The 24,908-nt window shown below is 51.9% G+C and carries 21 protein-coding genes and 2 pseudogenes; 4 read left to right on the top strand and 19 right to left on the bottom strand.

Annotated elements, in window-relative coordinates; translation table 11 throughout:
• Positions 1-33: 33 nt before the first annotated feature.
• A complete protein-coding gene (locus SD71_RS07710; protein WP_041061789.1) occupies positions 34-1,173 on the top strand; it encodes a virulence factor in 1,140 nt (379 codons plus the stop codon).
• Between the two features lie 345 nt (positions 1,174-1,518).
• On the opposite strand, the gene SD71_RS07705 is transcribed toward SD71_RS07710, so the two are convergent.
• Entirely contained in the window at positions 1,519-2,415 is an 897-nt protein-coding gene (locus tag SD71_RS07705) for an alpha/beta hydrolase (RefSeq protein ID WP_052476068.1), read from the bottom strand.
• A gap of 158 nt (positions 2,416-2,573) precedes the next feature.
• Here SD71_RS07705 and SD71_RS23905 point away from each other — a divergent pair, with 158 nt between their 5' ends.
• A complete protein-coding gene (locus SD71_RS23905) occupies positions 2,574-2,741 on the top strand; it encodes a hypothetical protein (protein ID WP_161793357.1) in 168 nt (55 codons plus the stop codon).
• Between the two features lie 2 nt (positions 2,742-2,743).
• On the opposite strand, the gene SD71_RS07700 is transcribed toward SD71_RS23905, so the two are convergent.
• Positions 2,744-3,388: a TVP38/TMEM64 family protein gene (locus SD71_RS07700; protein WP_041061788.1), complete on the bottom strand. Its 645-nt coding sequence runs from the start codon at positions 3,386-3,388 to the stop codon at positions 2,744-2,746.
• Positions 3,389-3,700: 312 nt separating this feature from the next.
• Here SD71_RS07700 and SD71_RS07695 point away from each other — a divergent pair, with 312 nt between their 5' ends.
• Positions 3,701-4,528: a hypothetical protein gene (locus SD71_RS07695; protein WP_041061786.1), complete on the top strand. Its 828-nt coding sequence runs from the start codon at positions 3,701-3,703 to the stop codon at positions 4,526-4,528.
• Here the strand turns inward: SD71_RS07695 and SD71_RS07690 are convergent.
• The 5 genes from SD71_RS07690 to corA all read right to left on the bottom strand — a co-directional run bounded on the left by SD71_RS07690 (position 4,518) and on the right by corA (position 9,148).
• On the bottom strand, positions 4,518-5,153 hold the full coding sequence (locus SD71_RS07690) for a LysE family translocator (protein WP_041061784.1): 636 nt from the start codon (positions 5,151-5,153) through the stop codon (positions 4,518-4,520). The genes SD71_RS07695 and SD71_RS07690 overlap by 11 nt on opposite strands.
• A gap of 27 nt (positions 5,154-5,180) precedes the next feature.
• Complete coding sequence (locus SD71_RS07685) at positions 5,181-5,849, bottom strand: HAD family hydrolase (RefSeq protein ID WP_041061782.1); 669 nt, start codon at positions 5,847-5,849, stop codon at positions 5,181-5,183.
• A 96-nt stretch (positions 5,850-5,945) separates the two neighbouring features.
• Positions 5,946-7,676: a SulP family inorganic anion transporter gene (locus SD71_RS07680; protein ID WP_200889577.1), complete on the bottom strand. Its 1,731-nt coding sequence runs from the start codon at positions 7,674-7,676 to the stop codon at positions 5,946-5,948.
• A 162-nt stretch (positions 7,677-7,838) separates the two neighbouring features.
• Positions 7,839-8,165, bottom strand: coding sequence for an ArsR/SmtB family transcription factor (locus SD71_RS07675; protein ID WP_041061778.1), 327 nt, complete (start codon positions 8,163-8,165; stop codon positions 7,839-7,841).
• Between the two features lie 29 nt (positions 8,166-8,194).
• A complete protein-coding gene (gene corA, locus SD71_RS07670) occupies positions 8,195-9,148 on the bottom strand; it encodes a magnesium/cobalt transporter CorA (protein ID WP_041061775.1) in 954 nt (317 codons plus the stop codon).
• A gap of 120 nt (positions 9,149-9,268) precedes the next feature.
• Here corA and SD71_RS07665 point away from each other — a divergent pair, with 120 nt between their 5' ends.
• The gene (locus SD71_RS07665) at positions 9,269-9,985 is read left to right on the top strand and encodes a winged helix-turn-helix domain-containing protein (RefSeq protein ID WP_041061772.1); all 717 of its coding nucleotides are present in this window, start codon (positions 9,269-9,271) and stop codon (positions 9,983-9,985) included.
• On the opposite strand, the gene SD71_RS07660 is transcribed toward SD71_RS07665, so the two are convergent.
• From SD71_RS07660 to SD71_RS07625, 12 genes and pseudogenes are all read right to left on the bottom strand, one after another.
• On the bottom strand, positions 9,986-10,978 hold the full coding sequence (locus SD71_RS07660; RefSeq protein ID WP_161793356.1) for a helix-turn-helix domain-containing protein: 993 nt from the start codon (positions 10,976-10,978) through the stop codon (positions 9,986-9,988). It lies immediately after the preceding gene.
• Positions 10,979-11,091: 113 nt separating this feature from the next.
• Entirely contained in the window at positions 11,092-11,601 is a 510-nt protein-coding gene (locus SD71_RS22090) for a response regulator (RefSeq protein ID WP_052476066.1), read from the bottom strand.
• On the bottom strand, positions 11,598-13,361 hold the full coding sequence (locus tag SD71_RS07655; RefSeq protein ID WP_041061770.1) for a sensor histidine kinase: 1,764 nt from the start codon (positions 13,359-13,361) through the stop codon (positions 11,598-11,600). The genes SD71_RS22090 and SD71_RS07655 overlap by 4 nt, the downstream gene beginning before the upstream one ends.
• Positions 13,358-14,842, bottom strand: coding sequence for an ABC transporter substrate-binding protein (locus SD71_RS07650; protein WP_161793355.1), 1,485 nt, complete (start codon positions 14,840-14,842; stop codon positions 13,358-13,360). Before SD71_RS07650 ends, SD71_RS07655 begins: the two co-directional genes overlap by 4 nt.
• 270 nt (positions 14,843-15,112) lie before the next feature.
• Positions 15,113-15,709, bottom strand: coding sequence for a hypothetical protein (locus tag SD71_RS23515; protein WP_152619380.1), 597 nt, complete (start codon positions 15,707-15,709; stop codon positions 15,113-15,115).
• Positions 15,619-16,857, bottom strand: a complete 1,239-nt coding sequence (locus SD71_RS07645; RefSeq protein WP_052476064.1) for a glycosyl hydrolase family 28-related protein — start codon at positions 16,855-16,857, stop codon at positions 15,619-15,621. Before SD71_RS07645 ends, SD71_RS23515 begins: the two co-directional genes overlap by 91 nt.
• Positions 16,833-19,337 (bottom strand): carbohydrate-binding protein, encoded by a 2,505-nt coding sequence (locus SD71_RS23510; protein ID WP_052476063.1) that lies wholly within the window; start codon positions 19,335-19,337, stop codon positions 16,833-16,835. The genes SD71_RS07645 and SD71_RS23510 overlap by 25 nt, the downstream gene beginning before the upstream one ends.
• Positions 19,334-20,308 carry an RICIN domain-containing protein gene (locus SD71_RS07640; RefSeq protein WP_041061763.1) on the bottom strand — a complete coding sequence of 325 codons (975 nt, stop codon included), beginning with the start codon at positions 20,306-20,308 and terminating at the stop codon, positions 19,334-19,336. The genes SD71_RS23510 and SD71_RS07640 overlap by 4 nt, the downstream gene beginning before the upstream one ends.
• A 23-nt stretch (positions 20,309-20,331) precedes the next feature.
• Positions 20,332-20,700 carry a DUF5110 domain-containing protein gene (locus SD71_RS24795; protein ID WP_235427035.1) on the bottom strand — a complete coding sequence of 123 codons (369 nt, stop codon included), beginning with the start codon at positions 20,698-20,700 and terminating at the stop codon, positions 20,332-20,334.
• A 33-nt stretch (positions 20,701-20,733) separates the two neighbouring features.
• A pseudogene (locus tag SD71_RS07635) lies at positions 20,734-22,516 on the bottom strand (TIM-barrel domain-containing protein); the annotation flags it as partial.
• 219 nt (positions 22,517-22,735) lie between these two features.
• Entirely contained in the window at positions 22,736-23,578 is an 843-nt protein-coding gene (locus SD71_RS07630; RefSeq protein WP_041061760.1) for a sugar ABC transporter permease, read from the bottom strand.
• A 1-nt stretch (position 23,579) separates the two neighbouring features.
• Positions 23,580-24,874: pseudogene (locus SD71_RS07625) on the bottom strand (ABC transporter permease subunit).
• Positions 24,875-24,908: the final 34 nt, after the last annotated feature.

Raw genomic sequence — 24,908 nt, 5'->3', positions numbered from 1 at the left:
ATATAGGTAAGTGAAGAAAGCGAGGGGCATTTCATGAAATTGTTATCCATCGAACCGACCCCGAGTCCAAATACGATGAAGCTGAATGTGGATGTTCGCTTGGACCCCGGAATTCGCCTGACGTATGGCAAAGATACGGAGGTTAAGGCACCTCCGCTCATAGCAAAATTATTAGAAATTCCCGGTGTGAAAGGCGTCTTCCATACCTCGGACTTTCTGGCGGTCGATCGCAAAGGCAACGCCGATTGGGCAGCCATTCTCGAGGGTGTCCGCGAGGCTTTCGGCAGTGCTGCAGAAGGCGGTCCCGCTTCCGCCGCTCCGTCAGCCGAGGGCTTCGGCGAAGCTCATGTGCGTGTGCAAATGTTCCGCGGCATTCCGATGCAAATCCGCGTCCGCAGCGGCGGACAAGAGTTCAGGGCGGCGATGCCCGACCGGTTCGCGCAGGCCGTTTCCGAGGCGGCGGGGTCTACCATGATCCGGGAACGCAAGCTGGAGGAGCTGGGAGTACGATACGGCGAACCTCAAGAGGTACTCGACGAGGTTCAGCGGGAATTGGATGCCGCCTATTCGGCTGATCGCCTGCATGACCTGGTGGAACAAGCCAAAGCGGCCGGACCGGAAGCGGCGCCGCCGGCGCCTCCCGCCCCGCTCACGGGGGAACAAGTTAAGCAGGCATTAGGTGCTGAGGACTGGCGGGACCGCTATGCTGCGCTGGAACGGCTGAAGCCGGAGCCGGAGGATTTGCCTGTACTGGCGCTGGCCCTGAAGGACAGCCAAGTTTCGATACGTCGCCTTGCGGTTGTGTATCTCGGAGATTTGCGTACGCCGGAGACAATGCCTTATTTGTTTACCGCGCTTAAGGATTCCTCTGCGGCTGTGCGCCGTACTGCCGGCGATACGTTGTCCGACCTTGGGGATCCGCTGGCGATCGGCCCGATGATGGAAGCGTTGAACGACAAAAACAAGCTTGTCCGCTGGCGGGCAGCTCGTTTTCTCTATGAGGCCGGAGACGAGTCCGCGCTGGAAGCCCTTCGTCCGGTCGCGGCGAGCGAGCCGGAATTTGAAGTGCGGCTGCAGGCCGAAATGGCCGTCGCCCGCATCGAACGCGGCGAAGAGGCTGCGGGCTCCGTATGGCAGCAAATGACCCGCATGCGGGAGCAGGACCGCGAGTAACACCCGGTTACGCCCAATTTGTCCGCATCCACGTGAGTTGGGCTCACGAGTATCGCTGTTGCGGACATTTTGGGCGTATGGGTCGTGCTCGCGTGTGCTCAGCGCACAAAAAACCGGCTGATACGCCCAATTTGTCCGTATCCGCGTGAGTTAGGCTCGCGAGAATCGCTGTTGCGGACATTTGGGGCGTATGGGTTCGTCCTGTATCTGGCAGCGCTTTCTTGTTTGTAACCTAATCGTAATATTGTGTTCATATTTCTAACATGTAAGGGGGTTACTATATAAGCATGACCCCCCTTTTTATTTATATATTTTCCTTCAGGCTTGCGACCCGACGTCGCAGGCCTACTTTTTTATATGAGTTCGAAAAAAGGATAGCACCGCCGGCCAGAAGGCCGGATCCTGCTCGGAGGCGCTGTGCCCTTCGACATCGACGAATAGATGAGGCAAATCCGGTATGCGTGACAGCACATGATTAAGCTCAGACGGCGGGATGAAGCCGTCGCGCACAGAGTGAACAAGCAACACCGGCACCTTGCCGCTTTTCTTATTGTTCTGAAGTATGGCTGCAGGATTCGCCCGCTTCATGAAAGAGCGCGGGATGCCGCTGCGCCACAACATCACCTGCGGAATAATTTGTGCGAGAGGAAATTTGGGCAGCTTGTGCCGCTTCAGCTCCGCTTCGATCATCGTTTCGAAGCGGACCGGCATGGAGTCGGTAACGAGAGCGGCAATCGGCGCTTGGGCATCCAGCGCCAACACCGCGCCGAAACCCCCGAGCGAGTGGCCCAGCACTCCGATCCGCGCCGGGTCCGTTTCCGGACGGGCGTGGAGCCAGCCCAGCGCTGCAAGCAAATCATCGCGGAACTGCAAGCCCGACGGAGTTTTGAAAACATCGCTTTCTCCGTGACTGCGGGCGTCGTACATCAGTATGGAGTACCCTTCTTCATATAAAGGCAGCGCATATCTTAGCACCCGGGAACGGTTAGACCCCCAGCCATGCGCAACGATAATAACCGGTCCCGGCATTGGAGACGCAGCAGAGGCAGAACGAGACATGAACCAGCCTTTCACTTTTTTCCCCTCGCTTGTCCACTCCACCCTTTCAAACGGCACCGACGGCTCGATTTCATTGGGCACCAGACGCGGTCGCTGCGCCTTAACCGTCAATCCATACAATGCCGCAGTGCCTGCCCCCGCCGCTAATCCGAATACAGTACCCAACACCGGTAGTAAGCTCATTGCCCTGCCCCCCAACGACTTTATGCTATGTATGGTTAATAAATCCGTCTATCTCCGTGCAATCTGCCGTGATATTAAGAAAGCACCCCTGGTTGAGCGGGCGCATAGCCTGCATTAACGACATTCGCCTTTTGATCGTCACAAAGGAGGAACTAAGAATGGGGAAATCACGGTTGAAAGGAACCCGGCCGCTGCTTCGCAAATCGTCGGGCACGCTGAAAGCCAGACTATCAGCCCGGCAGTCGCAAGTTAAAGCGGCCTCCGGTAAGGATAAGAAACAGCCGGATCACAGACGCATCGTTCGAATCCACCACAACAAAGGCTAAGCTTACTCCTCGACTTCCTGTTCCAGCTTCCGTCGAAACAGGAATGGAACGGACAAAGCAGCCAGGAATACAAGGCCCGCAATCACAAAGTGCTTCCAGCTTCCCGCTGTCAGACTTGAGCCGAGAAAATTGTAAGCAAAAGTACCCGGCAGGGTACCGATTATCGTTGCGGGCACAAAAGCCCGCAGCGGTACCCGGGCCGCACCGGCCGCATAACTGACCAGATCGAAAGGCACGAACGGAGCGATACGAAGCATCAACACCATAAAGAAGCCCCGTCTGCTCATGGCCCGCTCCAACTTCGCCAGCCTCGGATCATTTTTGCCCCGAAAGAAACCCGCTCCTATCCCCCGTGCCAGAAGAAACGATAGTATCGCACCCGTAACGGCGCCGATCAGGGTATAAAGCATTCCCAGCCATGTACCGAAAGCCAATCCCCCGGCCAGTGATAATATGGATGCCGGAAACAATATAAAAGGACGAGCTATATACATAGCTATATAAATCGCTGGTGATATCCAGCCGAAGGATAACACCCAAGTGCGAATGGATTCCGGAGTGACTTTGAGGTACTTCCAATCGAACCAGAGCAGCGCTCCCACTACGACAATCGCCGCCGCGATCTTCCACCATGTTGAATGCCGCACTCGGACACGCCCCTTCCCGGTTGCATCATATATTCTTTTGTATCATACAGGAACACACAATTATTCACAAAACAGCACTCTGGGAATGCAAGTCGGCTGAACCGCCTTACAATAGGAAATTCGCTTGCTCCTTACTGCTCTAAGGCGGCTGAGCCGCCTTACACTAGGAAATTCGCTCGCTTCTTACCGCTCTAAGGCGGCTCACCCGCCTTACACTACTATGCTCGGCTGCATTGCCCAATAGTTTACATTCATACCACTTCATCCTCTGGGTCACTATAAACAGGAAAAATCGCAAATGGAGGCCGGACGATGACAAGAATGCTGATTATCACCATATCTTTGTTATTCATAATGGCAGGCTGCAATAAACAGGGTGAAGTGAAAACACAATCTTTGCAGGACGCTACAGACAAAATGGCACAGAACGAATCCGTTCAAAAGGCCTTTTCGGACGGACGGATCAATGTGATGAAAGATGATGAGGATACCAAGCACTCCATACTCGATAACACGCTGACCGAACAACAAATGATCATGAACGATCCTGAGCTGGCTGACGGATTGCTTAGGTTAAACATTAGAATGAGCGAGGTCATGTCTTCGGATCCGGATAAGCTGCAAAGGTTAATGAAGGTGCAAACGAAGTCGAGGGATAACGCATTGCAGAACGCCGATCTTAGAAGCATGCTTTTACAGCAAAATGTACAGGAACAGGCTCTCGCGCAACAACATCCCGCAACTTCACAAGCAATCCGGAGACTTTCGTTAAATACGACATCGTCCATCCTGGGCGACGCTGAATTAAAAACCGAATTCCTGAAACAAAATATCGCGGCGTTCCGCAGCATCACATCATCGCCTGCTTTGCGCAGTGAAATGGCTGACGCCATGATCCCCCTTCTGAAGGATCCGAAAATTGCGAAAGAACTGGAGAAAATGATTAAGCTGGCTGTCGCTAAAGAAATGAAGAAGATGCAGGCCGCCATGCTGCAAATGCAGAAGAAGCAGATGCAGATGATGCAGAAACAAAAACTCCGGCAGCAGCAAATGAGCAATACTCCGAGGCGGCCCGTAAATGAAGGAGCCGAACCATCTCCGGATGGGAATGAAGACGGCACTTCAAATTTCAGCGACTAATCAACAGCAGCTGCATTCCGAGCACCAAGTACAGCGCAGTTTGAAACCATCCGGTCCTCCGGCGGGCCTTTTCTCCCTGCAGAAATTGCTGCCCGATGCGGTGCGCAAGGAAGGCAACAACGTTAAAGATGACAAGCGCCTGCAGCAGAAACAGCCCGCCTAACAGAATCATTTGCAACGCCACGCTTCCCTTGTCCTCCGATACGAACTGAGGCAAAAATGCCAGGAAAAACAGCGATACCTTGGGGTTCAGAACATTCATCAGAATCCCTCGTCTATACAGCCTGAACAAAGTGCTTTCGCCGACTCCCGACTCCTGCGACGGACCGGAAACCCGGGAATGAATCGACCTCCATGATTGCCATGCCAAATAGAATAGATATAATGCGCCTAAAATTTTCACCGTTTCAAAAGCAAAGGGAGCCCCGTATACGATTGCGGAAACACCCAATGCGGCTGCCGAGATATGGACAAGCAATCCCGTACATAATCCGAACGCGACGGCCGCGCCCTTTTTACTCGAACCGATAATACTTTGACTGATTACAAAAAGAATGTCCGGACCCGGCATCAGCGTCAACGCGACTGAAGCTGCCAGAAATCCCGCCCCTGTTCCCCAATCCATCTGCGGCTGCTCCTCTCGGTGTCTGTATTAATTGTCTTGTTTCAAACGGGCAAATAATTGTTCAAATGGTTGATCGGCCAGGCTTGCAACAACCAGTTCCGCTTCGCTGAAATTCATATGAGCGGTGACCCTGTTGGGCACCACCAAGCCATACAGCCCCGCCGCTTTCGCCGCGCGCAGTCCATTCACGGAATCCTCAACGGCAACCGTCTCGGATCCTCGCGCATCCAAAGATTTCAGAGCAAGCCGGTACAAAGCCGGATCCGGCTTCACCCGCTCCACATCATCAGAGGTATGAACCGCCTCGAAATAATCCCGTATCCCCTGCTGCCGCAAATGCCGCTCGACCCATTCCCGCTCCGAGCTCGAAGCGAGCCCGATCGACAAGCCGAGACACCGCGCTTCCTCCAATCTTTCTTTGACGCCGGGGCGAAGCGTTACATTTGTCAAATGTTCATGGTGCGCTTCCTCAAATCGCGCCTTTACAGCAGCCAGGTCCAGCTTTTCACCAACGAGCTTCTCCAGCTCCGCATAAGGGTCGTATTGCCCGCCGACCGTTCCGATCCCCACAGCCCACTGCTCCAGAAGCAGCTGCTGTCCGTATTCTTCATATACTCCGCAAAACGCGTCATACGCGCATGACTCCGTATCCATCAATGTCCCGTCAAAGTCAAACACAACAGCTTTTATGGCCATAATCCAACACTCCCGTATGAGTTATCTCTCTCAAGCATTCCTCTATTTTACATGAAAAAGAGCCTGCATACGCAAGCTCCTTTCGGTAGTGCTATCTTACACGCTGTACATCATTTGTCTGGGAGAATCGGGTTTGGATAAAACGGAGCATTCACGAAACGCGAAATGCTTGCAGCCCGCACACTTAGGTTTCTCCACTCTGGCAAGCGCTGCGTTAATAGCCTCCCCTGTATGCTCAAAAAAGTGATCATGTCCGATTTCCGCTGTCAAACCTGTCCGCTCCAGCAATTGCCGAGGCTGCGGCTGAATGCCCGAGATGAGCACACAGCCGCCCCGCTTCTTGTAATCGTGGACGACAGCAGCGAGATTAGCTTCCCCTGTCATATCCAAGAATGGCACCTTACCCATTCGGAGCAGCAAAATGCGGTGCCCATTGTCGGCTGCATTCAGGATCAACTGCTCGAATTGCGCTGCCGCTCCGAAGAATAAAGGCCCTTCAACGGTGAAAATACGGACTTGCGGACAGTCGCGCCCCTCATTCACGATGTGCGCAGCTACCTTCTCATGCTTTGAAGCCGGGTCCGGAAGCACTTTTGCTACAGTTACAATATCGCTCATCCGTTTCACGAACAATACGGCGGCCATTACCAAGCCTACTTCCACCGCAGTCGTAAGATTGGTCAATACGGTTAGCAGAAACGTAATCGTGAGCAGGATAGAGTCCGTCGTCCTTGTTTGGAGCCCGCGCACAAATTCTTTCCTTTCGCTCATGTTCCATGCGACAACCATCAGAACCGGCGCCATGCCGGCTAGCGGAATATGCGAAGCCAGAGGCGCGAACAGAAGCAGTACAATAAGAACGACTATACTGTGAACGATTCCGGAAAGAGGGCTTGCCGCGCCGCTTTTGATATTGGTAGCGGTACGCGCAATCGCCCCGGTTGCCGGTATCCCGCCGAACAAAGGCGTTATGATATTCGCGATCCCTTGCCCGATCAGCTCCTGATTGCTGTCATGGCGTTTGCCGGTCATCCCGTCGGCGACAACCGCAGACAAAAGCGATTCGATCCCGCCGAGCATCGCAATGATAAAAGCGGGATACAGCAGCTGTTGCATCCGTTCCAGTGAAAAATCGGGTATCGCGAACGCCGGGAGCGTGCTGGATATTTCACCGTAAGTAGAGCCAATGGTGGCAACTTGCCCGGGGAAAAAGAACACGGCAGCGATTGTCGCAGCCGTCAAACCGGCCAAAGAGGCGGGTATTTTGGGTGCATATCGCGAGCAAATGGTGATAGCAGCAAGGCATACAAACGCCGTAACTAAGCTGTAAATGTCTGCGGTACCCAGGTGTTCGAATATTTCTTTCATGTTGGACAGAAAGTCCTCATGTTTCGTAAGACCGCTGAGTCCGAGAAAGTTTCCGATCTGCCCTGTGAATATGATTACGGCGATTCCGGCGGTAAAGCCGAGCGTCACGGGCCGCGGAATGTATTTAATCAGCGTCCCCAGCTTGAATAATCCCATCAGCACGAGCATAATCCCTGCCATGAAGCCCGCGATAAGCAGGTTTTCGAAACCGTACTGCATTACGATGAGCAGCAGAACAGGAACAAAAGCGCCTGTCGGTCCCCCGATCTGGAACCTGGATCCGCCGAACAGGGAAATTAGAAATCCTGCAATAATCGTTGTGTATATTCCGTATTGCGGATTCACACCCGAAGCAATAGCAAAAGCCATTCCCAAAGGAATGGCGATAATTCCAACAATCAGACCCGATAGAAGATCCCGTCGAAGAGTGCGGGCGTTGCAGCCCTTGAACCTCTCCATCCACTTGCCCCTCATTGTACCCCTTCTATCTTCATATATTTGATTATTTGAATATATAGAAAATATAATCCCCTTCCTTGCTTGATGTCAACGGGCATATATAACCACAAAAACAAACCTCCGGCAGCTGTTCGCTGACGGAGCCTTGTTTTTTGCATCGTTCTATTCTTTTCTTATATTTTCAAGCATTGAAATGGCGTCCACCAAGTGGTTATCGAAAATTTGCTTCGCTACCTTAAGCAGATCTTTAATGAGAGGATCCCGCAAAGAGTATACGACCGAAGTTCCGTCCTTGGTGCCGCTCACGACATTCTTATTTCTCAGGACGGCCAATTGCTGCGATACCGCGGAGCCTTCCGAGCCGATTATCGCTTGAATCTCATTGACGTTTCGGTCCCCTTCACTGAGCACTTCAAGTATGCGGATCCTCAGAGGATGAGCCAATGCCTTGAAAAACTCGGACTTAAACTCCTGTATATCACGATTCATTGCGATTCCCCTTAATTCGTTCATATGTACTAGTCGAACCATCCCTTGCGTTTAAACCAGAAGTACATCCCAAAGCCTACTGCCAGCATAACGCCCATCACTCCGTAATAACCCCAATGCGTGTGGAGCTCCGGCATATATTCGAAGTTCATGCCATAGATCCCCGCGATAAAAGTTAAAGGCATGAAGATCGTTGTAATCACGGTCAGCGTCTTCATAATCGCGTTCATCCGGTTGGACCGCAGCGAGTCGTAGCTGTCACGCAAATCCGCTGTCATCTCGCGATTGGACTCGATCATCTCCGTCAGCTTCAGGAGGTGGTCGTGAATGTCCGCAAAATAAGCATGCTGCTCCTTCACACCCGGTATTTTGTCTGAACTGAGAATCCGGTACAGCAAATCCCGCGTCGGAATAACGGTGCGCCGCAGACGCAGCAGCTCTGCACGAATATCGTACACCTGCTCGGTCATCGATTGAATGTCGACATTCACTTCGCCTTCGCTTTCCAACTCGTTAAGCTCGTCTTCGATGCGGTACAAAATCGGAAAGTAAGTGTCAACAAGCTTATCCAGAAGCGAGTAAGCCACATAGTTGTGATCCTTCTCCTGATAAATCGCAGCCTCTTGAAATTGCTTCCACACCTCTTCGATCTCCAGCGACGGCGCCAAATGAAATGTAACGATTCCTCGCGGACCTAGAAAAAAGTCGATTTCCTCCGCTTTCAGCGTTTCCGGGTGAAGGGAATGGATCACAAAAAAATGCGTTTCATCATAGTGATCGATTTTGGGCCGCTGCAGCAGATGCATACAGTCTTCAATGGCGAGCGGATGAAAATGAAAATAGCTGTCGAGAAGCTCGACCTCGTCCGGCGACGGACAATCGAAGTCCACCCAAAACCACTTGATATCGGGCCCGGTCAAATTTTGGAGCGAAATATTCTCAAGCAATTTGCCATTTTGCGTTACCGCTAAAGTCCGAAGCAAGCTTATCACCTCTATCGTACATTATGCTGATAATTACAATAGAAGGCAATCGACATGGTTTCGACATTGCCCCTCGGCCTCTTTTAATTTAGAATAAGTCTAAAAAAGGAGAGTGAGCTCATGCAGGGATACGAGCAGACCCAGCTGTTGGAACCTCTTGTCTCGGAAAACCCGGACTATTGTGAAATTACGAATCGCATATTGATCATCAGCCCGCGCCCCGCTTCGCTGCGCTCCTTGGTGGCTGAACTCGCCGCTAAATGTTATGACGTTCTGCTGCTCCATCACGCTGATGATCCTTTGTTGAAAATGGTACAGGGGAGCATTGTTGTTATAGATCGCACGGCTGAGCCTCATTTTTCTTCCGCGGTTTCTGCGGTGCACAGTTCTGCTCCGGTGTTGGCTCTTGTGAAGAATGAATCGTCTGTGCCTTTCCCGAATGAAGACTGGGTCATCTGGCCCTGTTCAACCGGGGAATTGACCGCCAAAATTCAAGAGCTCTCCACGAAGTATCCGACCCCTTCGGAAGAGCCCCACATATTAAGATTCAAAGATATTCAGCTGGATGCGGACCGCATGACCGTGAGTCGCGGAAATTCACGAATCGATCTGACCAAAACGGAATTCGACCTTCTGCGCGCCTTAATGATCGCCGGAGGAAAAGTGCTTTCCCGCGATAACCTCATCAATCAAGTGTGGGGCGAGCAAAATTTCGGAGGCAGCAACGCGGTGGATGTGCATATCCGAAGCTTGCGGCAAAAGCTGGGCGACGACCCGAAAGAGCCTCTTTATATCGCGACCGTACGGGGTTTGGGGTATCGATTGGCCGATCTATAGTTATTGCATTTGAGTCTTCCTGAGTGATTTGCGATAATCGTGCGGCGTCACCCCGTGTACCTTACGGAACAGCCGGGCAAAATAGGAAAAGTTGCAGTACCCCAGGCCATCGGCGATCTCGCTTATACTTTGATCAGTGGAGGCGAGTAAGTCGGCGGCTTTGCTCATTTTTTCGTGGAGAATATAATTGGTCAGTACCATTCCCGTTTCCTTGCGGAACAAACGGGATAAATAAGCCGGATTCAAAAAAACATAAGCCGCCAGCTCTTCCCTGCTCAGCTCTTGATCCAGGTGCTCCGAAATATAATTTTTCAATTTCTGAACGATCGGACTCAAGCTGTTTTGGGTAAACAATAACGAAATGACGGATGAGACCGCATTTGCCGCCCACCGCCTGAAATGTTCCACTGACTTGGTAACCGCCGCCGCATCGGGCCAATCCCGGCCCTGATACAAATGTGAAGCAGTTAGGCCTTTCCGGTGCAGCACGTAATAGATACATTGTAGAAACGCATGGTAGAGAGCGGTTAAGGTTTCTACGGTCAGCTGATCGGCGGAGATCGATCGGAGTCGGGAATCGAGTTCCGCGAGCAGTTCCTCTTGATTTCCGTGTTCGATCCAATCCGACCATTCATGAAGCGAATCCAGCACGATTGAGGTGAGGGATGGGGCCGACGACCGGACATTTCGGCACATAATGACTTCTCCGGTGCGGCTGACATTGCGGTATTCCGCATCCAGCAACACCAAATAAGGATTCATGACATCCGTAATCGGCACGGTCTCTCCGACATAGCAAGATATCTTGCAGTAAAAATAGCGGCGGCAGGCTTCGATGTATTCCGTGCAAACCTGCCGGACCCTCTCCTCCTCCGCCGCTCTTTCGCCGCAATACAATAGAACAATCGAATTCCCGCGGTGATCTTGAATTATATTCCCGGTAAACTCCGCTAAGATGATTTCTTCCGCCGCTTTCCTTATTGCGAATTCCATGATGTCCTCATCCCGTTCGCTAAGCAACTTTTCCCAGTTTTCAACGCTTATGAGCACCAGACGGACTTTTTCCACAGGACCTATCATTATTTCATACGCATTCAACGACGCCTCTATCGAGCTTCGGTCGCAGCGATCCGCCGATCAAGCAAATCCTGCCAAAACCTCTCAATCAGCACGGACCGCTGCCGATTCCACAAACCAACATATTTTTGATATTGTTTGTCCGTTAAGTTTGCTTTCCGCTTTTCTTCTACTTTACGAATCGCTCGAAGGAGAACCTCCTCCAATTCCGTATATACGACCGGCTTGAGCAAATAATCACACCCACCTAGCTGCAACGCTTTCTGGGCATAAGCAAACTCGGAATGGCAAGTGAGTACCACGGTTTCGAGATTCAACCCGTTGTCGCGCACCCACACCATCAAGTCCAAACCGCTGCTTCCCGGCATTTCGATGTCGCAAATCATGATATCTATGGACTGCTCCTGAAGTACTTGCTGAGCCATGCTGGGATGGTAGGCCTCGAATACGGCGTCAACCCCGATCATATCCCAGCGAATACCGGAAAGAAGCCCCTTTACGGCATATATTTCATCATCCACGATAAGAACCCGCATCATATCCCCCACCTTCTGATAGCTTTCTGTCTTGGCAGTCGAATTTGAACCGTTGCGCCTTTAGGCTCCGTATCCGCGAATTGCATCTTCACACCGGTTTTGTAATAGAGACGGCATCGGTTCGCCACGTTCCAGAGCCCGATATGACCGCCTTCTCCAGGCTCTTCGGCATGCACTTGCTCAGTCAATTCGGCGAGTTTCCCTTCCGCGAAACCTCTTCCGTTATCGATCGCTTCAATAAAAAGATCCGAATCCGGTCCGTCCTCTGCCGCAAATACCCGAACCTTGATTTGGAACGGCAGCCCTTGGGACATCGTGAAGCCATGGACCATGGCGTTCTCAACCAGCGGCTGAACAATCAAAGGCGGAATCTCGCACGCTTCTAGCTCTGGATCCACCTCGAATTCGTATTCCAGATTATTCGGGAAGCGATATTTTTGAATGGAAAGATAATGATAGATGTGCTCCATTTCTTCTTTAATGGTGATTGTCGACACTTGAGTTCGGGTCGTATAACGGAAATATCGCACCAGATGGAGCGCAAGCTTCTGAATGATGTCATAGTTTCGGATCTGAGCGAGATGATACACGATGTTAAGCGAATTCATGAAAAAATGCGGATGAATTTGCGCCTGAAGATGCTTCAGTTCCGCCTTTTGCGTCCGAATATGCTCCTCGTAAATGTCGATTTTTAAATGTTCAATTTGCTCAGCCATTCCGTTGAAAGTTTCTTTGATCGAGTTAAACTCCAGGAGACGGTTGTCGTCCATTCGTACGGTCAGATCCCCGGATCGGATTTTCCTCATCCCTTTGATGAGAGCATGAATGGGTGTGACAATAGACCTTTGCAAAAAGATCAAGTAAAGAATAAGCATGATAAAAGCAATCACAGGGACCCAATACGTAAGCATTTGAAAATAGGGGAGCCGTTCCAGCAAAGACCTCTCCGGAACGAGCAGAATCAAATCCATATCCGCAAACCGCGATGGGTTAGCCACGAGCAGAAAAGGCTCCGTTAGTTCGACGATATTGTACGAAGCCATTCCTTCAGCCAAGTAAGATTCAAGGCCTATTTTGTTAAGCTCATTCATTATGGGGGCTTCGAGCTTCGTGAGCGGCGCTCCTTCCTTGGAAACGAGAAAAGCTTTGCCCTTGCCGTCTTCATTCAGAACTTGCAAGGGTTGCATCAACCGGCCCAAATCAATCCAAGCCCCGATGAAGGAACGATAATCGGTACCCACGATCCGGACCAGAGCGAACTCTCCATTCTGCTCAACAATATTCCAACGGGTACTGTATGCAGACTGCCCGGGATCCGCCGTTAGAATCTCACGCAGCTTGTCCTGTATCGACTGCTTCTCTTCGTAAGATACCGACTGCTGCTGAGCGATGAACAAATCATCATGGCGAGCGCTATAGGCAAAAAGCACATCAGCCGCAGTGTAATAAGTGGTATTCAGGAAGAGATCGTTGACAGTCTGCGTCTTGGACAGGTAATATTCCCAACTATCCTTGTTATACTGACCGAGTGAGATGAGGCTCTGATCCTGCTCTGCCGTCTTGTACAAGTAATTCTCGATCTCCTCAAGCACCTGATCTATATCGTTCATATACACGGTGAGCAAGTTCTGGTTAGACTGGGCGACCTGTGAATGGACGACCTTCGTCGCGTACAGATTGTTCCACAGTACCAAGATCACCAGTGGGATGGTGACGATTCCGAAACCAAGGATCAGTCTCGACCGCAGCGTAGCTTGTTTCATCTTCTGTCACCTGCAGCGTGCTCGCGGCTTACGAGCCACTCCTCCAGCTGCCGCTGCTTTTCTTGAATGATTTGGTCGGCGCCTGCAGCCTTTAATCTATCTATATACATAGGCAGGATGACGCTCGGGTCCTGCTCCCCGGTATTAAGGGCAGGAGCAAATTCCTTGCTGACCAACATACAGGCTGCAATCTCCGCCTTCACTGTGTCCGGATTAAATACAAAGCCGAGCGCTTTCGACTTGTCTGCGTTTTCATTAAACTGTCGGTATTCGTCCCACAGGTGCGGATCTTCGTTTGCCCATAAGTAAGAGTTCAGTTGATTGCCGAACATCCAGGATTGATTTAGGTTATAGCCGACGCTTCTCGCGTCGACGCCCGGAGGATAATTGATGACGGTATCGGATTTTTTGACATAATGCGTCCCTTCAATTCCCCAATTCAACAAGTTAAGCAAATATTTGTCCTTGAAAAGCAAATTCAAAAACATCATCGCCTTCTCAGGATGCTTGGCGTTCTTGGTAATGGCGAACATGGCGCTCGTCGTATCAGCTGTCGTCGTATAAGGACGGGTCAGTTCCACCGTCACCATAGGCATACCCGTACCGCGGGAAGCTTGCATGTCAAATCCAGGTTTTAACGATTCCGCATACGCGAACGCCTTGCCGGCTTTCACCACTTCGGATTCGGTATCCTTAGTCGTGGAGGCGTCTGGGTTCAGGTAACCGGCCCTATTCCACTCGTACATCAGTTGAGCATATTGATGGAACGCCTTGGTTTCCTCCATATTAACAACTTTCATCCCATCTCCATCCCGTTCCAATACACCCGGACCGTCGCCAAGCAAATCAAACAACCCGTATTGCATCATGAAAGTCAAAGGACTTCGATCTGCCCGCGCCTGCAGCGGGATAACATCCGGCTCATTTTCCTTAATCTTTTGGAAAACGGGTCCAAAGTCTTCGAGCGTACGGATCGAGGACAAATCGATTCCGTATTTGTCCGCCAAGTCTTTGCGTACGACAATTCCTTTACTGGATGCAAACTCTTTGTTCGTTTCGATTCCGTATACTTTTCCGTTGATCTTCCCGGCTTCCAAGATAGAGGGGTCAAGCGTTTGTACGATATCCTTCCCGTAACGATTGAGCCAATCATCTAGCGGAAGGAATCGGCCCTTGGCGACCTCTTCCGCGAATCTCATCCAACCAGCCGCAAAGAGGAGATCAATCTGTTCGCCCGAAGCGAACATCAATCCGGTCTTCTCTGCCCAAACCCCCCGCTCCACTAGCTTGATTTCAATGCGGGCTCCGATCTTGGTCGATAAATAGCGATTTATCTCCTTTTGTACAAGAGGGAGATCTCTGGGAACGGATCCGGACGGAAACATCATGACAAGCTTGTCGTCGGCCGGATGGCTTGTCTCCTTGCGATCCGACGCGGGAGAAGAAGGATATGGATCGTACCGTCCATCCGAGTAGATCAACCACCCTATGGCGAGTACAAGCAACATTGTCGTGCTGACAAGAACTGCTGTTTTTTGTGGATACCCGCTTCACCTTATGTCCCCTCCCTGCCTCAACCCTCTTCAAACTTCATGATAAACTATTTCAATGAAAATAGACTGCTAATATCGTTACATTTAGTGTAATTTAAGTGACTTTTCAAGCGGAAAAAACCGACATAAAGTCATTGAGACTTCATGCCGGCCCAGCTACCGCTGCCTATTATTTCTTTCAATTACTCCGCTTCTTCCCTAGGACCGATCACCCTGTGTGACGGGGCCTCCATTGTCACCCATGTTCCCGGGATCTGCTCCGCCACTTTCTTCTCGAAGTTCGAAGGCGGGTCCAACAGCGTTAAACAGCTTGCCTACTTTTGTATTGCGCACGATAACTCGATCGAGGTAAACGGCTCCCGTCACGCTGCTGTTGACATGTATGCCCCACGTGCCGGTTCCGTCGATCACGAGATTTTGGATGGTCACGCGATGATCGGAATCTCGATTAATTCCGAACGGACCGTTAATGTAGAGCCCTTGATACGTGCTGTCCGTAACGACATTGTTCTTGATGATGATATTTGCATTAATCGGCTTGTCTCCAGTAAAGAGCCAAATGGCGCCAAAATCCTGGTTCCAACTGGGCTCGCGGCCCCCGGTCCGGATGAGTGTGTTGCGCTCGACGATTGTGGTGCCTGCAAACGGTGCAGGGTTAAACCGCGTTGATATCGCGATGCCCGCTCCGAATCCGACCGTATCGCTTAATACGTTATCTTGGATTTTGTTGTCCTTGCCTCCGAACACGGCGACGTTGTCGGCCAGCCAAGGAAGCTGTACCGTATTGTAACGCACGGTGTTGCCGTCGGTGCGGGCTCCTCATCGGAAACTCTGTCCGGAACCGCTGACCACACAGCAATGCTGTCATCCCCGGAATTGCGGATATGGGTTTGCTCGACCATAGAATTTTTAGTACCTGTCGAGAAGTTGATGCCGTCCGCATAGGTGTCCCGAATTCGTAAACCCCCGACATACAAGCCGTCCGTGACCACGCCTTCGTCGCTCCGGACGCTCCATATCCCTGCTTTGGCATGTTCTACCCAAACCTGCTGGAAGGTGGAACCTGTACCGAACGTCCCGTCAAACGCCGCTTCGCGCAATTCGTCGCGTCGGGCGGTTACGTTGACGTCAATTGCCAGATCGTACACGCCAATCCGATTTCCGATCCCCATGAATCCGGCGCCTTTCAGCGTCGTATGCCACATACCGGCCCCGCGCACGGTGACCTCTTTCACGTCGAGAGGTCCTTGGTTCAAGTCGAACGTTCCGGCCGGAATCCAAAGTTCGAACGCCCCTTTTTGGGCCGCTGCGATGGCTTCCCTGAACGCGTCCGAATCGTCCTTGCCGTCATCGGCAACAGCCCCGTATTTCGTCACCGAGACATAGTCTTCAGGTTTTGGGAACGCGTCGGGAGCTTGCTCCAGCTCCACCAAGTCGACGACATAGAAGGCAGCTTTATCATCTTCATCCTTCTGAAGGCGAATCGTCGCTCCAGCAGGAATTTCTCCGATGAATCTGCGGATCTCGTCATAGAATCGATGGGCGTCACCGTCTGACGGAGAATTGGACCACGGATATTTACCGTATACCCAGCTATGTCGTGAGCTTAGCTCCAGATTGCCTCGATCCACTCCGTTGACATATAAGCTTAGGGTAGCCTCCAGGCCGTTGCCATCCGCACTGTCCGGAATGATATAACGAAGATCAAGGAAATTGGATGCTTCCGCTGTGCGGAATTCGATGAAATCACCGGTTTGGTTGAGCCGAACCGCTTGACGGCCCGACGACTCCGCCGCGAACGTATAGTAACTCCGGTCGGGTCCGATTACCGTGCCGTTTGTCTTCCCGTACTCCGCTTCGTAAGTTGTGAAAGGAAGCGTCACCCCGCGGGGAGCTCTTTTGACCGATGAATGTACGACTAGCTTATCAACAGCTGCTTGCAAGGAAATTCCTCGTTCGGCCTCCAAAGCACGGTGTTCATTCCCGCCCGCAGCGGCAATTGAACCGAGCGTTGTTTCCAGCCGCCGTCTTTTTTCTCCGGCAGCGGGATCGCCTTCTGCTTTAAGCCGTTTACGTACAGAGCAAGCCGCCCGTTGGATGCTCCTTCATTGGCGTAATAGAGAGTTGCCGAGTAGGATCCGGCTGTCTGCGCATTAACCGAGAAGATGAGCCGTGCGTCCGCTTCGTCGAAATGATCGGCATAGCCGTCGCCGGAGAACCCCGGGCGCTCTGCAGCCGTGCGGACCCCGCCGGAAGAGAAGGCGTATTCGGCTTCATACACCGCATCTCCCGGCACTTCCTCAACAAGCCAATGGGAGGCAGCAAAGGTTTCAGAGGCAGGCATGACCCGAACCGCCGATCCGTCCGAAACCAACCTGTGATCGGAAACATGCGCATTCGTAAACGTTCGGTATCCGGAATTTTCTCCGACTTTCCACTGTGCGCCGTCTTCTTGGCCTGCCGTTGTCAGCAAGACACTGCCGTCAGCTGAGGCCGTTAGGTAAAGCTCACTTTGCCTATTCTTCAGCCGTTTGCGGCCGTTCGTTTCTTCCAACAGCCAATGCGAAGATGTATCCTTTACAGATGTGGTTCTGAAGCCGACCTTACCTTCATTTACGACCAGCCACTGGTTCGTTTCCTTGTTCTTAAGGCGAATATAGTTCGTATCTGCAAAGACCGGCATCGATCCCCCTTCCGCTTTGTCTTCTTCCTCTGGAATAATAAAGGTTTCCGGAGCGGCTTCGAAAGCCCATTGAACCCCCGAGCTTTCAACGGATCGAAGGTCATACTGGGGATATCCTTGGCTGTCTTCCGCATGAACGTACTCGTCTTGATGTCCCTCGGCGGCACTTCTGAGAAGGAAGTGCTCTCCGGACGGAGCTTTTTCCACGAGCCAATGCGCTTTTCCGCCGGCAACCTCGGAGTCGGACGATGTTTCCAGGTAGCTTTTCAAATTCTCAATGGACATGTAATTTCCCGTAGCGCGGTTCTTGATCCTCTGAACGCCGCCTTCGGTTTCCAACAGCCAGTGAGAAGTGCCGTCTTCCGTCCCCGGCGTTCCGTAAAGCACGACGTTATTTCGGTTCTCGTACAGGTATTGTCCGTTCGCATTATTTTTGATGCGGATATTCCCCTGCGGCAGCTCCACAGGAAGATCAGGCGCCGGTTCAGCCAGCCATTGGGCGCTGTGCCAATCGGCGGGAATGCTGCTTGCTTGGGCATATCCGGTCTGATCCTCGTCGTGAAGGACAGCATCCGTCTTCCAGACGTTGCGAAACACCTTGTAATCGGTGCCTGATACCGGTTCCTCCCTCCATTGGACGCTGCCCCAAGTGCGGTCAAGATCCAAGCTCTCCACAGGATCCGTATGGGTGCCGACATGCTCGTTAGTGATCAAATGCCCGGTCGCCCTGTTGACGATCAGCTTCCCTTGTGCCCCCGTCTCGATGGCCCAATGGGACTTCGAATCGTTCTCCTCAGGCGAACCGTAGCTCACCTTACCGTCCTGTTCGTAGAGATACGTTCCGTGATAACGGTTTTTCAAGCGGACGAACGACACGTCTTCCGATTGGGAGACCGGAACGAACTCCCATTTGGGACTACCCCAATCTCGGGGCACGACGCCGTATTGTGCGACCTTAAGCTTGTTCTCCACATGAATGAACGGCCGGCTTGTCGGATCTGCTTGCTCATCAGCCGCACTGTAAATTTGTTTGAACCCTTGATATTCCACGATTACCCAATCCGCCAAGTCCGAGCCTTGGGCAACGTCCGAAGCACGGATGGCGTCGCGGGAACCTTGAACGCCTTCGAGCGTCATATAATGACCGGTTCCCCGGTTCTTAATCCGCTTCTTACCGCCCTCTTCTTCAATCAGCCAATGAGCGTTCAAGTTGTCCGCTTTGGCATTCCCATACTTAACCTTGCCATCCTCTTCATATAAGTACAGCTGAAGCCAGTTGTTCTTGATGCGGATGTATGGGGAGAGCGGATCTTCCGGTTCCTCGGACGGCGCAGCCGGATCTTCAAGCTTCCATTGCACGCTGCCCCATGCCGGTTGAGCCCAATTGTTACCGTGGGCATAACCGTCCTGGCTCTGTACATTCAAGAAACTCGCCGAATTCTCGGCGCTCTGGAACGTCACATAATCGACAACAGCATTACCCTCACCGTTAATAGCCGGCGCCATCTTCCAACGGGAGGCCGCAGCCGTAACGTCAGGAACCGCCGTGCTCTCCGCCGGACTGCCCCCGACATGATCCACTGTCGTTACATAATGGCCGGTTGACGTATTGCGCAGCCGAACTTCATTTCCCGAATCCTCGGCGATCCACTGGGAAGCCGGATCGGTGTACCTCGGTTCGCCGTACTTCACCTTACCGTCCTCTTCGAAGAGGTAAGCGCCCGTCCATTGGTTTTTCATACGCTTAGGCCCCGTGTCTCCAGCCGGAGCAAGTTTCCATACCGCGCTGCCCCAGCTCGCTGCGCCCAATTATTCACTTGAGCAAAGCCGTTCTGAAGCTGTACGTTCAGAAGCCGGTCGGGATAATCGACACTGACGATATTGACATGCCCGGGGTTGCCCGCGGCATCCTGGATGCGCCATTGGGCGCTCGTCCAGCTATCTTCCACGACAGAGCTTTCCGCCGGATCCGTCATACGCTCCGGAGCTATCACGTTCTGCATATGCAGATAGTGGCCGGTCGCTCGGTTCTTGATCCGTTTGTTGCCGTTCCATTCCTCAATATACCAATGAGAGGCGGGATCGTTCACAGCTGGGGAGCCATCTTTCACTGTCCCCGCTTCTTCGTAAAGGGCGGTTCCCTTCCATGAATTCACGAGGCGCACCGGCTCCTGTTCGGAAGCTGGCTCCAACAGCCACAACGCGCTTCCCCATCCCGGCTGCGCCCAGTTATTAACCTGAGCATAGCCGTTCTGAACCTGTACATTCAGCAGCCTACCGGGGTAATCGACACTTGTTACGTTGACGTAACTCGGCTGTCCGGCCGCGTCTTGAATGGTCCAGCGGTCGCTCGTCCAGCCCTCCTCCACGGCGGTACTTTCCGCCGGATCCGTAATATGCTCCGGCTCAATCTCGTTCTGCATGTGCAGGTAATGGCCGGTCGCCCGATTCTTGATTCGCTTGTAGCCGTTATGTTCTTCTATCTGCCATTGGGCGGACACGTCATTGATCGCAGGAAAGCCGTAACGGACTTTGCCTTCCGTTTCATAGAGATACGTTCCTTTCCACTGATTCTTAATACGGACGAATTCTCCAGTGGAATCGGAAGCTTGTCCGGCGCCGGCTTCCTCCGGACCCGCGAAGACGGAAATCGACGGCAGTGCAACGATAATCATTAAACAGAATAAGAGCAATCTTCGGATGCGAAGCATTCCCCAAACCTCCCTATCGTCGTCTAAACTTCAAACCAACTTCGGATCTGAGACCCCGGAACTGCAGACAGCTCCACCGGCTTCCCGTTCCATTTCACGTGTAATTCGCCTCCATAGTGAATGATGAATCGTTTCTTGTTCCAAACCGGGGCATATCCCTTACTCACAATCGTCGAATCGATGTCCAACTGTTTTCCTTCCGGATCCATAGCCATTCGGATTTCCTCTTCATATACTTCTCCTCGCTCAAAGCCGAACGTCGACCCATCGTCCTCATACAGTACTTGGACCGAAGAGTGTCCGGATGCCGGATAAAGATGGACGGACAGCTCGTCGCCGTTCTCGGCGCCGGCTGGAGCATGAGGCAGGATGGCGCCTTCTTTAAGGAACATCGGCAGGATATCGAGAGGAGCGTCAACTACATGGTGCTTCCCGCCCTTAACCCATTCGTCTGTCCAATAGTTGACCCAGTTCCCTTCTGGGAAATAAATGAGTCTCAGATCGGTGTCCGGACGCACGACCGGTGCCACTAAGACGTCGGAACCGAGCAGGAATTGATCGGACAACGAATAGGTCCGAGGATCGTCCGGATACTCCATGAACAACGGACGCATTACCGGCAAGCCCGTCCGGGCAGCCTCCGCGAACAAAGCATACAAATACGGGAGCCACCGATAGCGGAACCGAATGTATTCAGCAACGAGCGCTTCGGCTTCCGGTCCGAACGCCCAAGGCTCCTGACGGATAGACTTCATCTCACTGTGATTCCTGAAATAAGGCATCATCGATCCAAGCTGTGTCCACCGCACCAGCAGCTGACCGTTCGAATCGTGCGCAAATCCGCCGACATCGGCGCCGCAGAGCGGAACCCCGGATAGGCCCAGGTTAAGGCACATCGGTATGGACATCTCCAGGTGTTCCCAGAAGCTTCGGTTATCTCCAGTCCATACGGCCGCGTATCTTTGGATTCCCGCATAGCCAGCACGGGTCAGCACGAAAGGCCTTTTGCCATCAAGCTTCCCTTGCAGCCCTTCATAAGTCGCCTTAGACATCATAAAGCCGTACAAATTGTGAAGCTCCCGATGCGTCGCCGGACAGCCGTCACCCTTGTGCACGACTTCCAGATCCATCGTCTTGGATTCGTTAAATACGGAAGGCTCGTTCATATCGTTCCAGACGCCTTCGATGCCTTTGTCCGTATAGAACGAATGCTGTTGTCCCCACCAGCGGCGAACGCTATCGTCCGTAAAATCAGGGAACGCGCTCTTTTCCGGCCAGACCTGCCCGTAGAAAGGCGTTCCGTCGATATACTGACAGAACATCCCTTCCTTGACACCCTCCTGAAAAACCCGGTATTCAGGATCGGACTTGACTCCCGGATCGACGATCGGCACGACGTGGATACCCTGCTCTTTCAGCTCCCGAATCAGCTTCCGGGTCAGGAAACCGGTTTTTGTCAAAGGTAAACACCCGATAACCGTTCATGTAATGAATATCCAAGTAAATAGCGCTGAGCGGGATTTGCTTGTCCCGGAATTGATTGACAAGCTGCCGGACTTCTTCTTCCGACTCGTAGCTATAACGGGATTGGTGATAACCCAGAACCCATTTCGGCGGCAACGGCGCACGTCCTGTCAGCGCTGTGTATTGGGCCGTCACCTCTTTGGGCGTCGGGCCCGCAAACACGAAATAATCGAGTTGTCCGCCCTCGGCTCCGAAATAATAATCCTTCTCCCCTGTCAAGTTAAACACGGATTTAAAGGTGTTGAAGAAAAACAAACCGAATGCCTGACCGTCCCGAAGCGTCATATAAAACGGGATGGACACATAAAGAGGATCCGTCTCCGGATTATGGGGAGCATAGACGTCTGTGTTCCACATTGTCATACGCTCGCCCCGCTTCTCGAGAAAACCGGCTTTCTCTCCGAACCCATAGAATCGGTCTTGCTTCGCTAGTTCCTTAAAGCTCACGACCTGGCCCTTTGCGGTATACATCATGCCCCGCTCACCTTCGGCAAGAAGCTTCCGGCCCGTCAGCTCGTCGATGAACGACAGACGCAGCGGATTTTTGCGGACTGTGACAGTTAGCCGCGCCGAGCGGATTAGGATCGTATCGTCCTCCTCCAGGAGCTCGGTGCTTACAAGCTGTGGTTCCCGTACCAATACATGCCGATTAGAGGACAAGTCCGGGTCACCGAACGGATTCATGACCACCCGGACCGTTGTCTCATCATAGAACACTATCGACACTGCACCGCCTGCACATTGAAATTGATACTCGTTGCCGTTGCTCGCAAAAGAACGCATCGAACCGATATCAAAATACCGTTCGGTTGTCGAACCGGCAAATTTATCAGGATGAATTGCCAAACTGTTATCCAAGAGTAACTCACCTCCAGCTTTCGTAATATCGCTGCTATGGCACGATTAACCTTTCGTTGCCCCATCTGCCAATCCGGAAATGAGATGCCGCTGCAGGAACAGGAAGACCGTGGCAATCGGTATAGCGATCAGAATTGTGCCCGCCGCAAAGATCGTAAAGTTATTGCCGAACTTGTCGTTGATAAAGTTGTACAGTCCAAGCGCCAGCGTAAACTTCTCAGGGCTGCGGATTATGATTCTCGGCGTAAGAAAGTCCATGAATGGAGCCATGAACGTAAACAAGCCGACGACGGCCAGAATGGGCCGGGACAGCGGCAACAGAATACGAGAGAATATCGTAAAGTGGCCGGCTCCGTCCATTTTGGCGGATTCGTCCAAGTCTCTAGGAATCGTATCCATATAGCCCTTGACCAGAAAAACGTTCATCGGAAGCCCTCCGATAACGTAGATCAGGATTAACCCGGTGAACGTATCTAGCAGATTAACCATATTAAGCAGCAAATAGATGGCCACCATACCCATAAGCACCGGGAACATCTGCAACATCAGGAACGTATAGATTCCGTACTTGCGCCCGATGAATTTGTAACGCGAAAACACGAAAGCGACCATCGAAACCAAAGAGACCGCAGAGATCGATGTTATGGATGCGACAATCAGCGTATTTTTGTACCAAAGCCCATAATCGCTTCGAGGATTCGTGAACAGCCACTTGTAATGCTCCAGCGATAAATTGTCCGGAATCATTTTGGCGCTGAACATGCTGGTGCCGGGATTAAGCGAAATGCTAATCGCCCATAGAAGAGGATACAGAATGACGATGAACATGATCAGAACGATCAGGTAGATGCCTGACACTTCCAGCTTCGATTTTAATGATCGACCCATCTTAATACATGTCCTCCTCTCGGAAAGAGCGGGTTCTGCGGAATTGATAGAAAGCAAACAGCGCTACCACAATCCCCATTACAATTGAAATGGCGGCAGCCATCTTGTAGTTGTTCTCTTTGAACGTCAAGCTGTACACCCAGGAAATAAGAATGTCGGTTGCTCCGGAGTTCTGTCCCGGAACCGGCGGACCGCCTTTGTTGAACAAATAAATGATGTTGAAGTTGTTGAAGTTCTGCGCAAATTGCATGATTAGCAGCGGCGCCGTCGCGTACATAAGATGCGGCAGCGTGATATACCGGAACTTGTGCCAGCGGGTACCCCCGTCAACCTCCGCCGCCTCGTACCAATCCTTCGTAATGCTTTGCAGCACACCGGTGAACAGTGTGAAGACATAAGGGAAACCGAGCCACATTTGAATGGCGATGATGGCGACGCGTGTCCACGTAGGGTCCGAAAGCAAGGTATGGAAGTCCCGAAATGGGAGAAAATGTCCCGATTGATCGCTCCGAACGTATCGTTGAACATTGCTGCGAATACGAGAATTGTCATGAACGAAGGAATCGCCCACGGTAGGATGAACAAGGTCCGGATCAGTTTTGTAAACCGAACCCTTTTATCGTTAATCATTACCGCTAACAGCAGCGCCAGACCGATCTCAAGGGACGTTGCTATAAGCGTCCAGATGACGGTCCAGGAAAGAACGGACAGAAGACTCTTGCTCCACAAAGGTTCGGTAAACAATTCCTTAAAGTTGGCTACGCCCACCCAATCCAGCAAGTGGACCGGGGGAGAGTTGTACAGGTTGTAATTGGTGAAAGCTAGACTAATCATGAACACCAGCGGGAAAATGACGATCATAGCGAGCATGATAAAGCTCGGAACGACTACGAAATATGGGAACCCGTGCTCCCAGCTGTCTTGGAACGCCCGCCGGACGGACGGGGTCCTTATCCCTTTTTCTCGTTTTTTGGCGTCCTTGTAAGCGTCCGAGATATTCCACCCGTATAACAAAAGCAGGATTCCCAGGATAATGACGGACAATATCCCTTCGACCAACAGAGTACGAGAATCGTCCACCTCGGGAACATCGCCCAGAGTAACCAATCCAATTAATCCGTTAATAATAGGTGGAATCAGCGCGAATCCCTGACACCCCGCGAAAAACAAAAATAAAGCGCCTTTAATGTATCTTCGGTTGTAAAGCTGACCTAGACCGGGAACAAGAGACAGTACAGCCGCAACTGCGGTTTTGGATGTACCTGCCTGAGTACCGCTTGTGGTCTTCGTCTGCATGCGTTCTCACCTTCCAGCTCTTTATATTGAAAGA

Origin of the sequence: Cohnella kolymensis (assembly GCF_000829465.1) — a bacterium.
Classification (GTDB): domain Bacteria; phylum Bacillota; class Bacilli; order Paenibacillales; family Paenibacillaceae; genus Cohnella; species Cohnella kolymensis.
The sequence above is the reverse complement of the archived record's forward strand: the minus strand, read 5'-3'. Positions and strand labels throughout refer to the sequence as shown.

Excerpts from the sequence above, each read along its gene's own strand:
- SD71_RS07685 (WP_041061782.1), bottom strand. The coding sequence starts at position 5,849 with ATGGCCATAAAAGCTGTTGTGTTTGACTTTGACGGGACATTGATGGAT.
- SD71_RS07680 (WP_200889577.1), bottom strand. The coding sequence starts at position 7,676 with ATGGAGAGGTTCAAGGGCTGCAACGCCCGCACTCTTCGACGGGATCTT.
- SD71_RS07660 (WP_161793356.1), bottom strand. The coding sequence starts at position 10,978 with ATGGAATTCGCAATAAGGAAAGCGGCGGAAGAAATCATCTTAGCGGAG.
- SD71_RS07630 (WP_041061760.1), bottom strand. The coding sequence starts at position 23,578 with ATGGGTCGATCATTAAAATCGAAGCTGGAAGTGTCAGGCATCTACCTG.
- SD71_RS07710 (WP_041061789.1), top strand. The coding sequence starts at position 34 with ATGAAATTGTTATCCATCGAACCGACCCCGAGTCCAAATACGATGAAG.
- SD71_RS07655 (WP_041061770.1), bottom strand. The coding sequence starts at position 13,361 with ATGAAACAAGCTACGCTGCGGTCGAGACTGATCCTTGGTTTCGGAATC.
- SD71_RS22090 (WP_052476066.1), bottom strand. The coding sequence starts at position 11,601 with ATGATGCGGGTTCTTATCGTGGATGATGAAATATATGCCGTAAAGGGG.
- SD71_RS07675 (WP_041061778.1), bottom strand. The coding sequence starts at position 8,165 with ATGAATCGTGATATACAGGAGTTTAAGTCCGAGTTTTTCAAGGCATTG.
- SD71_RS07640 (WP_041061763.1), bottom strand. The coding sequence starts at position 20,308 with ATGCTTCGCATCCGAAGATTGCTCTTATTCTGTTTAATGATTATCGTT.
- SD71_RS24795 (WP_235427035.1), bottom strand. The coding sequence starts at position 20,700 with ATGTTCCTTAAAGAAGGCGCCATCCTGCCTCATGCTCCAGCCGGCGCC.
- SD71_RS23510 (WP_052476063.1), bottom strand. The coding sequence starts at position 19,337 with ATGAAAAACCAATGGACGGGCGCTTACCTCTTCGAAGAGGACGGTAAG.
- SD71_RS07690 (WP_041061784.1), bottom strand. The coding sequence starts at position 5,153 with ATGGATTGGGGAACAGGGGCGGGATTTCTGGCAGCTTCAGTCGCGTTG.
- SD71_RS07695 (WP_041061786.1), top strand. The coding sequence starts at position 3,701 with ATGACAAGAATGCTGATTATCACCATATCTTTGTTATTCATAATGGCA.
- SD71_RS07705 (WP_052476068.1), bottom strand. The coding sequence starts at position 2,415 with ATGAGCTTACTACCGGTGTTGGGTACTGTATTCGGATTAGCGGCGGGG.
- SD71_RS23905 (WP_161793357.1), top strand. The coding sequence starts at position 2,574 with ATGGGGAAATCACGGTTGAAAGGAACCCGGCCGCTGCTTCGCAAATCG.
- SD71_RS07665 (WP_041061772.1), top strand. The coding sequence starts at position 9,269 with ATGCAGGGATACGAGCAGACCCAGCTGTTGGAACCTCTTGTCTCGGAA.